This is a genomic window from Sediminibacterium salmoneum NBRC 103935 (assembly GCF_000511175.1).
In the GTDB taxonomy this organism is placed as follows: domain Bacteria; phylum Bacteroidota; class Bacteroidia; order Chitinophagales; family Chitinophagaceae; genus Sediminibacterium; species Sediminibacterium salmoneum.
On sequence record NZ_KI866530.1, the window covers coordinates 337,165 to 348,908 of the forward strand.

General features: G+C 40.5%; 8 protein-coding genes. 6 read left to right on the plus strand and 2 right to left on the minus strand.

Features of this window, described 5'->3' with window-relative positions:
* Window positions 1–5: 5 nt before the first annotated feature.
* On the minus strand, window positions 6–932 hold the full coding sequence (locus P767_RS0101785; RefSeq protein WP_026763173.1) for a phosphoribosylaminoimidazolesuccinocarboxamide synthase: 927 nt from the start codon (window positions 930–932) through the stop codon (window positions 6–8).
* Window positions 933–1,078: 146 nt separating this feature from the next.
* On the opposite strand from P767_RS0101785, the gene P767_RS0101790 reads away from it, so the two are divergent.
* The 6 genes from P767_RS0101790 (at window position 1,079) to P767_RS0101815 (ending at window position 10,481) form a co-directional block, all read left to right on the plus strand.
* Window positions 1,079–4,045: a TonB-dependent receptor gene (locus tag P767_RS0101790; protein ID WP_026763174.1), complete on the plus strand. Its 2,967-nt coding sequence runs from the start codon at window positions 1,079–1,081 to the stop codon at window positions 4,043–4,045.
* 111 nt (window positions 4,046–4,156) lie between these two features.
* On the plus strand, window positions 4,157–5,143 hold the full coding sequence (locus tag P767_RS0101795; protein WP_026763175.1) for a pyruvate dehydrogenase complex E1 component subunit beta: 987 nt from the start codon (window positions 4,157–4,159) through the stop codon (window positions 5,141–5,143).
* A 62-nt stretch (window positions 5,144–5,205) separates the two neighbouring features.
* On the plus strand, window positions 5,206–7,278 hold the full coding sequence (locus P767_RS17400) for a TonB-dependent receptor (protein WP_084799801.1): 2,073 nt from the start codon (window positions 5,206–5,208) through the stop codon (window positions 7,276–7,278).
* 25 nt (window positions 7,279–7,303) lie between these two features.
* Window positions 7,304–8,455, plus strand: coding sequence for a sigma-54-dependent transcriptional regulator (locus P767_RS0101805; RefSeq protein ID WP_026763176.1), 1,152 nt, complete (start codon window positions 7,304–7,306; stop codon window positions 8,453–8,455).
* Window positions 8,456–8,487: 32 nt separating this feature from the next.
* Window positions 8,488–9,996: a signal peptidase I gene (gene lepB / locus P767_RS0101810; RefSeq protein WP_026763177.1), complete on the plus strand. Its 1,509-nt coding sequence runs from the start codon at window positions 8,488–8,490 to the stop codon at window positions 9,994–9,996.
* A gap of 5 nt (window positions 9,997–10,001) precedes the next feature.
* On the plus strand, window positions 10,002–10,481 hold the full coding sequence (locus tag P767_RS0101815) for a cytidine deaminase (protein ID WP_026763178.1): 480 nt from the start codon (window positions 10,002–10,004) through the stop codon (window positions 10,479–10,481).
* Window positions 10,482–10,483: 2 nt separating this feature from the next.
* On the opposite strand, the gene P767_RS0101820 is transcribed toward P767_RS0101815, so the two are convergent.
* Complete coding sequence (locus tag P767_RS0101820; protein ID WP_026763179.1) at window positions 10,484–11,743, minus strand: sterol desaturase family protein; 1,260 nt, start codon at window positions 11,741–11,743, stop codon at window positions 10,484–10,486.
* Window position 11,744: the final 1 nt, after the last annotated feature.

The following is an 11,744-nucleotide window of genomic DNA, read 5'->3' on the forward strand; positions in this document are numbered from 1 at the left end:
TTTCCTTATTGTATTTTTTCTAGTGATTGCACAACAGCGCGGTAAGTTTCGTCTTCAGTAAAGTTCTGCGGCAGGAAGGTTTCCCCAATTACTTTTTCGTATAATTCAATGTATCTTTTGCTGATGGTGTTTACCCATTCATCGCTCATTTCAGGTACGTTTTGTCCTTCCTTGCCCATAAAATGATTGGCGATTAACCACTCTCTTACAAATTCCTTACTCAATTGAATTTGTCTTTCGCCGCTGATCTGTTTTTCTTCGAACTGATCTGCATAAAAATACCTGGATGAATCCGGTGTGTGAATTTCATCCATCAGGTAAATGGTATCTCCTAATTTGCCAAATTCATATTTGGTGTCGGCCAGAATCAATCCTCTTTTGGCCGCAATTTCTTTTCCTCTTTGAAATAAGGCCAGCGCGTATTGAGCCAGTACATTCCATTCTTCAGCAGTTGCCAATCCCCCCGCAATAATGGCTTCTTTAGAAATATCTTCATCGTGACCTTCTGCTGCTTTTGTAGACGGGGTAATTAAGGGTGTCGGGAAAAAGTCATTTTCCTTTAATCCTTCCGGCATGGTAACCCCGCAAATGGTTCGGTTTCCTGACTGGTAAGTTCGCCAGGCATGGCCTACCAGGTTTCCCCTTACTACCATTTCAATTTTAAAGGGTTCACATCTTCTGCCTATGGAAACATGGGGGGCCGGTGAATCCATTAACCAGTTAGGACAGATATCAGTGGTCTGTTGAAGCATGTATGCAGCTATCTGATTCAGTACCTGACCTTTGTAGGGAATGGTCCTGGGTAAAATAACATCAAATGCTGAAATCCGGTCACTTGCTACCATCACCAGCCACTGGCTGCCAATGGAATAAACATCTCTTACTTTGCCTCTGTAAAAACCGGTTTGGTCGGGGAAATTATACTGTGCCATTTCCCAAAATTAGACTGCTATTTTTCTAAAACCTACCCACTCCATCAAAATTTGTCCACAAACAGCTGATTTATTGTACAAATTAAATTTTTATGTGAGGGGAACATACATTATTTTGCCTTACAATTCAAACTAAAATTGCCAATATGAGAAGACTATTAACCCATTTCGGCCTGTCTATCTTTGCGCTTTTATTGAGTATTTCAGTAATGGCTCAGCAGACAACCGTTTCCGGCAGTGTAAAAAATGGAAAGACCAAAGAACTCCTTTCTGCGGTTTCAATTTCAGTTAAAGGAGGTACTGCAGGTACCTATACCGATGACAAAGGAAGTTTTAAATTTTCCACTGTTCAAAAATTACCTTTTACCCTTGTGATTTCTTCTGTAGGTTATGCAGCCAAGGAAGTTGTTGTAAAGGATAACAATCAGGATATTGTTGTTGAGCTGGAAACAGCTTTCACATTGGGCGATGAGATTGTTGTTTCTGCATCAAGAGTACCTGAGCGTATTCTTGAATCGCCGGTTTCTATTGAAAGAATCGGACCAGCTGCCATCAGAAATACTCCTGCTGCCAACTATTATGATATGATTGCTACTTTGAAAGGAGTAGACGTTGTATCTGCCAGTTTAACTTTTACCAGTGTGGGTACACGTGGTTTCAATAGCAGTGGTAACACGCGTTTGAACCAGATTGTGGATGGTATGGACAACCAGGCACCTGGATTGAATTTCTCTGTGGGAAATATCATTGGCTTAACAGAATTAGACGTTGAGAACATGGAGCTTTTACAAGGTGCATCTTCTGCATTGTATGGCCCGGGTGGTACCAACGGTACTTTGTTGATTAACAGTAAAAGTCCTTTCAAATATCAGGGCTTGAGTTTCCAGATTAAGTCTGGGGTTAACCATGTTGATAATAAGCAGCGTCCAAGATCTCCTTATTACGACTGGAGCGTTCGTTTCGCGAAAAAAATCAATGAGAAGTGGGCATACAAAATGAATCTTCAGTTTGTACAGGCTCAGGATTGGTTAGCCAATAACAATGGCAACTATCTGCGCTCTCCATTGTCTGCCAACCCGAATGGTAATGTGGTTCCCGGAAACCGTTTAACAGATCCAAATTACGATGGTGTTAATACTTATGGTGATGAAACCAATGCTGATTTGCGTTCTGCTTTTGCAGGTGTAATTGCCGGTAATCCATTCCTGGCATTGTTGCCAGCGGGAACTTTCCCTGGTATCACTACTCCAACACCAATTCCTTCTTCTGCTGTTTTAGGATCATTTGCCAATTCACCTTTATACGTTTCCAGAACTGGTTACGATGAAAGTCAGGTGGTAAATCCAACAACACTGAATGTTAAATTAAGTGGTGCTTTACATTATAAAATCAGCGACAAAATTGAAGCCATTTTTGCTGGTTACTGGGGTATGGGTAACACCGTATACACCGGTAGCGACCGTTATTCTCTGAAGGATTTAAAAATGGGTCAATACAAATTTGAATTGAAAGCAAAGAACTGGTATGTAAGAGCTTACACAACACGTGAAAATTCCGGTGGTTCTTTCAACTCTACCATTGCAACCCGTTTATTTAATGAAGCCTGGAAACCAAGTGCAACTCAGTGGTTCCCACAATTTGTGGGTGCAACTGTAGGGTCTGCTTCCAGCGGTGCTGTAGGAACTTATATTGCTGCATTGGCTGGTGGTTATGCTGCTGGTTTAGGTGCTGGTTTAACTCCAACTGCTGCTTTGGCTGCTGCACAAACTGCTGCACCTGGAGTAGTTGCTGCCAACAGAATGAATATCCTGAATGCTGCAAGAAATGTAGCTGATCAGGGAAGACCAAGCGGATTTATTGGAAACAATCCATTGTTCCAGCAAATTGCCAACACTCCAATTTCTCAGGGAGGTGGTTTATTTGTAGACAGAACAACTTTAAAAAGTTTGGAAGCACAGTATAATTTATCAGATGACCTTGGCTTAACTGAAAAAGGAACTGATTTAATGATTGGAGGTAATATCCGTCAGTTCAGCCTGAATTCTCTGGGAACTTTATTTGCTGACACTGCAGGTAATATTAATATTACTGAAACAGGTGCATACTTGCAGATTTCTCAGAAAATGTTCGGAGATCGTTTAAAAATTACTGCTTCTGGTCGTTACGACAAGAACACCAATTTCAAAGGCCGCTTTACTCCAAGAGTTTCTGCAGTTATTAAGTTGGCACAGGATCATAATTTACGTTTCTCTTATCAGACTGCTTACCGTTTCCCAACTACACAGAATCAGTGGATCAACCTTCTTGTAGGTGGTGGTACCCGTTTAATGGGAGGTTTGCCTCAGTTGAGAGATTTCTACAATTTCAATGGCAACCCTGCGTATACATTAGCAAGTGTGCAGGCTTTTGGTGCAAGTGCTTTAGCGGGTGCTCCAAATCCTGGTTTACTTCAACAACAACAATTTGGAGAATTTAAACCTGAATCTACCACTTCATTTGAAGTAGGTTACAAGGGTTTAATTGGAAAGCGTTTGTTGATTGACGTTTACGCATATACTGCCCGTTACAGAGACTTCTTAAGTGGTGTAACCGTAATTCAGGCAAGAGCTGGATTACCTCCAAGTCCATTGAACCTGTTAGATGCAAACAGAAGAATTGCTTACAGCATTTCTACCAATGCACCAGGTTCTGTTGATGTAAAAGGATGGGGTGCTTCTTTGGAATATCTGATGCCTAAAAACTTCTCTGTAAACGCCAACTTATATTCTGATGTAATTGGTGATTTGCCAGCGGGTTTTGTATCTTATTTCAATACGCCTAAGTACCGCTTTAATGCAGGGTTCTCTAATAGCGGATTTGGAAAAGACAACCGTTATGGCTTCAATGTAACTTACAGATGGGTGGATTCCTTCAATTACGAAGGTACATTTGCTGTAGGTCAGGTTCCTTCTTACTCAACTGTTGACGCAATGGTTAGCTATAAACTACCAAGCATTAAGTCGTTGATTAAAGTAGGTGGTACCAATATTTTCAACAAATACTACTACAACGGTTTTGGAAACGTACAGATCGGAGGTTTATATTATGTAAGCTTTGGCTGGAACGTATTCTAATAAACGTTTAACAAGTTATAAAAAACCCTTCCTGGTGAAAACTCAGGAGGGGTTTTTTGCTTTTGTATAGGTTTAAATTCTATTTTTGTGCACATTTTAAAATAAGCAACTATGCGTTCAATAGCATTTAGAGAAGCCCTTCGGGAAGCGATGAGTGAAGAAATGAGAAGAGATGATAGAGTATTCCTAATGGGGGAAGAGGTAGCACAGTACAATGGAGCATATAAAGTAAGTCAGGGAATGCTGGCTGAATTTGGCGATAAACGTGTTATTGACACTCCCATTGCTGAGTTGGGTTTTGCTGCTGTAGGGGTGGGTGCTGCTCAGAATGGGTTAAGACCCATCGTTGAATTCATGACCTGGAACTTTGCAGTTTTGGCCATGGATCAGATACTGAATACTGCATCAAAAATGCTTGCCATGAGTGGCGGACAAATTGGTTGTCCTATTGTTTTCAGAGGCCCGAACGGAAGTGCTGGTCAGTTAGGGGCACAACACTCAACGGCTTTTGAAAGCTACTACGCAAATATTCCCGGTTTAAAAGTGGTATCTCCATCAAATGGGTATGATGCAAAAGGTTTATTAAAGCAGGCCATCCGATTTGAAGAAGATCCCGTTATGTTCATGGAAAGTGAAGTTATGTATGGTGATAAGTGTGAAGTGCCTGATGAAGAATATTATATACCGTTAGGAAAAGCGGATGTTAAAAGACAGGGTACAGATGTTACCATTGTCTCGTTTAATAAAATGATGAAAGTGGCTTTGGGAGCGGCTGATGAGTTGGCAAAAGAAGGCGTAAGTGCAGAAGTAATTGATTTGAGAACCATCCGACCACTAGACTGGATGACCATATTAGAAAGTGTAAAAAAGACCAACAGATTGGTGATTGTAGAAGAACAATGGCCTTTTGCTTCTGTATCTTCTGAAGTTAGTTATCGCATTCAGAAAGAAGGTTTTGATTACCTGGATGCGCCAATAAGAAGAATTACCAGCGCAGATGCTCCTATGCACTATGCGCCGAATCTGACTGCATTGGCAGTGCCGGATGTAACCAGAACGGTTAAGCTGGTAAAAGAAGTAATGTACATGAAGAAATAAAATAACATATGAACTGATAAAGCCCGATTCATTTCGGGCTTTGTTATTTGATAGCTATCCTCATGATGATCTTAAAAAAATCTACACTAGCCGGTTTATTCTTTTTGTTTTGTCATCTGGCATTTGCTCAGGATTCAACTATTTCGGCAGAAAAGCCCTTAGAGGATGTGATGGTTACTGTTTTTAACAGTAGGGTAAAGTGGAAGGAAGCACCTGCGGCTGTTGCCCTTATTGGACAAAAAGATTTTCAATCCTTTTCCGCCGCATCTGCATTGCCGGCATTAAACCGGGTCCCGGGTATCAGAATGGAAGAACGTTCACCGGGAAGTTATCGTTTATCGGTAAGAGGTAGTTTACTGAGATCACCCTTCGGAATAAGAAATATTAAAGTGTACTGGAATCAGATTCCATTTACAGATGCTACCGGAAATACTTATCTGAATCTGATAGATCTTACCCAGCTTGACCAGATTGAAGTGGCCAAAGGGCCTGCATCCAGCATGTATGGTGCAGGTACCGGAGGAATATTATTATTGAAGCAAAATGCTTCATTTGCAGATAAGCCAAAGTATAAAACGCAGATTGATATAAGTGCAGGATCATATGGATACAATCAGCAACAGGTAACCCAGCAGTATCATTCCCGTCAATGGAGTTCAACCTTGCAAATGCATCGGTTGGCGCAGGATGGGTACAGAGATCACTCAGCAATGAACCGATCTGGAATTTTCTGGCAGAATACAGTTCAGATTAACAAACATCAGATTAAGTCTGGATTGCTTTTTACCAATTTATTTTATCAGACTCCGGGGGGTATTACTGCTGCACAGGTAGCCATGAATCCCAGATTGTCCAGACAGGCTACGCCTGTTTTACCTGGGGCAATTGAGCAGAATGCATCCATTCGTAATGCTACATGCTGGATAGGTTTGCAGGATATTTATCAGATTAATAAACGGCATGCCATTCATGCTTTTATTGGATACTCCAATACCCGTTTTGAAAATCCGTTTATTACCAATTATGAAAAACGGAGGGAGAGGAATCTGATGACGGGGATACAGTGGATAGTATCCCCCACTGAAAATTCCGATCAGTTTCAGTGGACTACCGGTGCAGAATATATGGCCAATGAGGCTGGCATAAAAAATTATGCAAACAACAAAGGAACACCTGCCAATCTTTTTGCTGATGATATTATTTACAGTCAGCAGGCTTTTGTATTTACACAGATAAAATGGAAACCCTTTAAGGGATTGTTTCTTCAGGGAGGGGTAAGTATTAGTCAGCAGGATTATATGTACAAGTCTATGCAAAGAGCATCCGAGTTGTTCAATTACAGAAAGATTGCTTCTCCAATAAGTCCGAGGTTTTCATTCAATTATACCGTGTCTCCCAAATTGAATTTGTATGGTGTGGTTTCAAGGGGATTTTCAGCCCCTACGCTTGCAGAAATCAGACCATCGGACGGACAATTTTATCCCTTACTGAATGCGGAACAGGGATGGAATATGGAAGCTGGCATAAAAGGAGTTCTTGGCGATGACCATTTTGTTTTTGATATTTCCTATTATCGCTTTAACCTGCAGAACACCATTGTAAGAAGAACGGATGCAGGTGGGAATGAATATTTTGTTAATGCAGGCGGAACCAGACAACATGGTGCTGAATTGAATATTCGTTACAGGATAATGCAAATGGTAAAAGGACAGTCATTCGATTTGGAATACAAGGGAGCATTCAGTTATCAGCCTTATCGGTTCACTAATATTCAGCAAGGTTCATTGCAGCTAAATAATAATCCCTTAACAGGGGTACCAACTTCTGTTTGGGTTACAGGACTTGATTTTAAAACAAAATCGGGGCTGGCCATTTTCTGTAATGTTAATTTTACCGGAAAAATTTCTCTGAATGATGCAGCCACTGTTTTTGCGGATCCTTATCAGCTGGTACAGGTTAAGCTGAGCCAACAATTAAAGAAAGGCAATACAGGTATTCAGCTTTTTACAGGTATTGATAATTTACTTAATCAGGTATATAGTTTGGGTAATGATATTAACGCAGTAGGTAATCGGTATTTCAATACTGCAGCCGGGCGTAATTTTTATGCAGGATTCAGAATCAGTTTTCAATGATTAACTTCGTAAATAAACTTAATATATGGCTTCTATTTTAGTTATAGATGATGAAAGGGCAATCCGCAATGTATTAAAGGATATTCTGAACAATGAGGGATATACAACCGTGGAAGCAGGTGACGGTGAAGCAGGGTTGGCACAGTTTTCAGCAGGTAATTTTGACCTGGTACTTTGTGATATTAAAATGCCAAAAATTGACGGTATTGAATTTCTGCAAAAAGCAAAAGAATTGAATCCGGATGTACCTGTGATTATGATTAGCGGGCATGGAAATATTGAGACAGCTGTGGATGCAGTTAAGAAAGGGGCATTTGATTTTATATCGAAACCGCCCGATCTGAACCGTTTGCTGATTACCATTCGCAATGCCATGGATAAGACTACTCTGGTTAAAGAGACAAAAGTGTTGCGTAAAAAAGTTTCACGTATTCAGGAAATCATTGGTGAATCGGCCCCAATACAAAAAATTAAAGAGACTATTGATAAGGTTGCTGCAACAGATGCCCGGGTATTGGTAACCGGGGAAAATGGCAGTGGCAAGGAACTGGTTGCCAAATGGCTGCACGAGAAAAGTAACCGTTCGCAGGGACCAATAGTAGAAGTAAACTGCGCTGCTATACCAGCAGAATTAATTGAAAGCGAATTGTTCGGACATGAAAAGGGCTCTTTTACTTCTGCGGTAAAACAACGCATAGGTAAATTTGAGCAGGCACATGGAGGAACATTGTTTCTGGATGAAATAGGAGACATGAGTTTACCTGCGCAGGCAAAAGTTTTACGTGCCTTGCAGGAAGGTAAAATTACCCGTGTTGGCGGTGATAAGGAGATTGCTGTAGATGTGAGGGTTGTAGCTGCAACCAATAAGGATTTGATGAAAGAAGTAGAAGCCAAAAACTTCAGACTCGATTTATATCACCGCCTGGGTGTTATTTTAATTCATGTGCCCTCTTTGAATGAAAGAAGGGAAGATATTCCTTTGCTGGTTCAACATTTTTTAGAAGAAATTGCCAATGAGTATGGACAGGCACCCAAGGCAATTGCCTCAGGGGCAGTGGATTTGCTTAAAAAACATAACTGGACGGGGAATATTCGTGAATTAAGAAATGTAGTGGAAAGGTTAATTATTTTATCCGGTAAGGAGATACAGGCTACCGATGTTAAAAGTTATATTTAATTGGATACATTTGTTTACATTAAAAACAGTTTATGGGTATTGCGATTTTTTTAATTGGATTAGTCGGATGGCATGCAGGCATGTATGGAATGTTTAAGAAAGCAGGTATTGAACCCTGGAAAGCCCTGGTGCCATTTTACAACACTTGGGAAATTGTTCGGGTTGCCCATATTAAAAGATTTTGGTTCTGGCTGCAATTGATTCCTATAGCCGGTCAGTTTATTACTATCTGGATTACCATCATTTTTGTAATGAATTTTAAAAAGGTATCTGTACCTGCCCATGCGGCTGTAGTGTTTTTCCCCTTCATATATTTTCCTTACCTGGGTTTTTCTGAGAAAGAAAAATGGCACGGTCCTTCTGCCTTGCAACATTACCATAAGCCTGCTTCAAGAGAATGGATAGACGCAGGTGTTTTTGCTGTTGTGGCAGCTACCATTATCCGGACTTTTGTTTTTGAAGCCTATGTAATTCCTACAGAAAGTATGGAAAAGAGTTTGCTCGTAAACGACTTTTTGTTTGTTAGCAAAATGAGTTACGGTCCAAGAATACCTCAGACACCTGTATCTTTTCCATTTGTACATAATATCATGCCTTTCAGCTTAACAACGCCTTCCTATATTAAGGAAGTGCAGTTGCCTTACAAACGATTGCCAGCAACCAGTGCTATCAAAAGGAATGATGCGGTTGTATTTAATTTTCCGGCCGGAGATACCATTATCAATCTGCCCGAATTTGGCAGTAAGGTAACCTATTATGAAGTTTTAAGAAGTAGTCAGTTCAAAGGCAACAGGGAAGCATTGCTGGCTGAATACCCAATTCTGGTGCATCCAATGGATAAAACAGACAACTATATCAAAAGATGTGTTGCCATGCCCGGAGATGTGCTTGAAATTAAAAATGCTGACCTTTTTGTAAATGGCAAGCTAGCCGATATTCCGGAGGGAGCCCAAACTGATTATATTGTTACCACTTCAGGTTCCGGATTTTCTGATGAATTCCTGCAGGACGAAATAGGAATTGATTTGGAGAATAACAATGGAAATTTTTCTCCAGGCCCGGATAGCAAAACTTATATTTTCAATATAACGGCTACAGAAGCAGAGAAAGTAAAAAAGTATCCCGGAGTGGTTTCTGTAGTTAAATATGTTGATACCAATGTGGGCATGTTTTTTCCAAATGATGAAGCCAATTTTCCATGGACACTGGATAATTACGGGCCCTTGACCATTCCGCAAAAAGGGAAAGCGATTGCATTGGCGCCCAATAATATTGCCTTATATCGCAGGTTAATTACGGTTTATGAACAGAATACGCTGGAAGAGAAAAACGGACAAATCATTATTAATGGACAAGTAACCAATCAGTATATCCCTAAATACAATTATTACTGGATGATGGGGGATAACAGACATAGAAGTCAGGATAGTCGTTTCTGGGGTTTTGTGCCCGAAACCCATATAGTTGGAAAGGCCTCCTTAATTTGGTTCAGCTGGAATAAAGGACCCAGATGGAACAGAATTTTTAAAGTCATTGAATAGATTTCATGAAAGAAATACCATTTCAGTACCAGGTTTTTGATAAGGAATCGTCGCTTTCTCCGGAAGATGCATCATTATTGCTACAGGCAAGAGCCATTACCTCTCATGCCTATGCCCCTTATTCTCATTTTAAAGTTGGTGCCATTGCCTTACTAAACGATGGAAGCAGGGTAGAAGGCACCAATCAGGAGAATGCAAGTTACCCTGTGGGTATTTGTGCCGAGCGCGTTTTATTGTCTGCCATAGCTTCCTTACACAGGAACCAGGCTATTAAAACCATAGCCATCAGCTATCACAATGAAAACGGGAAAAGTAATAATCCTGTGAGCCCATGTGGTATTTGCAGACAAAGTTTACTGGAACAAACATTAAGACAGCAGCAACGCATCCGATTGATATTAAGTGGTCAGGAAGGTCCTATTTATATTATTGAAGATGCTACCAGTTTGTTGCCTTTGAGTTTTACTGCCAATGATATGCAATAGTATTATGCTGTTGCAGGAACACGGTTGCTTTCTTTTCTGAAATAGATGCTAAGCAGAAAAGAAACAAACAGATAAATGCCAATAATATAGGGTAGTATTGGATGCAGTTGTTCAATGCCGAACCATCCCCTGGTATTCCACATTAACCATCCTCCAATGGATAATTTCAGCAAGTCCCAGGCCCATGCATTGGTATTTCCATCCATCAGCTCGGTAAAAGCATACACATAGATATAAATAAACAACCCATAGTAAAATATACCCGGGCTTCCTATGCTGGCTATGTTTCCGAATAAATAGCTGATCATCAGTAACAGGATGGCCAATTGTGCCCATACCCAAATGTTAAATGCTTTTCCAGCCCTTGTTTCATATTTTTCAAAATGATATGGATCCTCAATTTTAAATACGGGATATTTTTCTGCAACATCTGCTGGTCTCCATCCGGTGGGCATGAACCAGATCTTTAATTTGTCGGACCAGTTTTGTGCATGCCAGGCATCTTTTATCAACAGCCACAAGTGCATGAAGTTGATTTTGATGGGGTTCCAGGTTCTTACAGGTCTCGTGATTCCGTACACCGGTTTAACATTCGGTAATTCTTCCTGAAATGTGCCAAACCATTTGTCCCAGAAAATAAAAATTTGTCCGTAGTTTTTATCGAGGTATTCCGGATTAATGGCATGATGCACCCGGTGATGAGACGGAGTAACAATAATTTTCTCCAGCCAACCCATACGGTCAATATGTTGGGTATGGTACCAGAACTGAGCAAATAAATGCAAAGGGGCAACAACGGCAATAATCTGAGTGGGAACGCCCAACAATGCTGCCGGTAAAAGAAAAATGGTAAATAATCTTACAAAGGTTGAAATGCTCTGACGCAACGCACAAGCCAGATTAAAATCTTCGCTACTATGATGAATAATATGGGCATTCCAGAAAAAATTAAACTCATGATCAATCCTGTGAACCAGGTAGCCGGTTAAATCCAGCGCCAGGAATGCAATTATGTATAACCATACGGATGATTCAATCTGAAAGATGGCCCAATGCGAAACCATCCAGTTATAACTGATTACTGCAATGCTTAATCCCAACACATCTTTGGTAGAATTGGTGATGCCAGAAGTTAAACTAGACACCATATCCATAGTCCGTATGGTATCATTTCCTTTATAGACCCCCCACCATTTTTCAAGTAAAATCAAAACTAAAAATGCGGGCATCGCAATGAGCAATATTTTTCCGTAAGTTTCCATA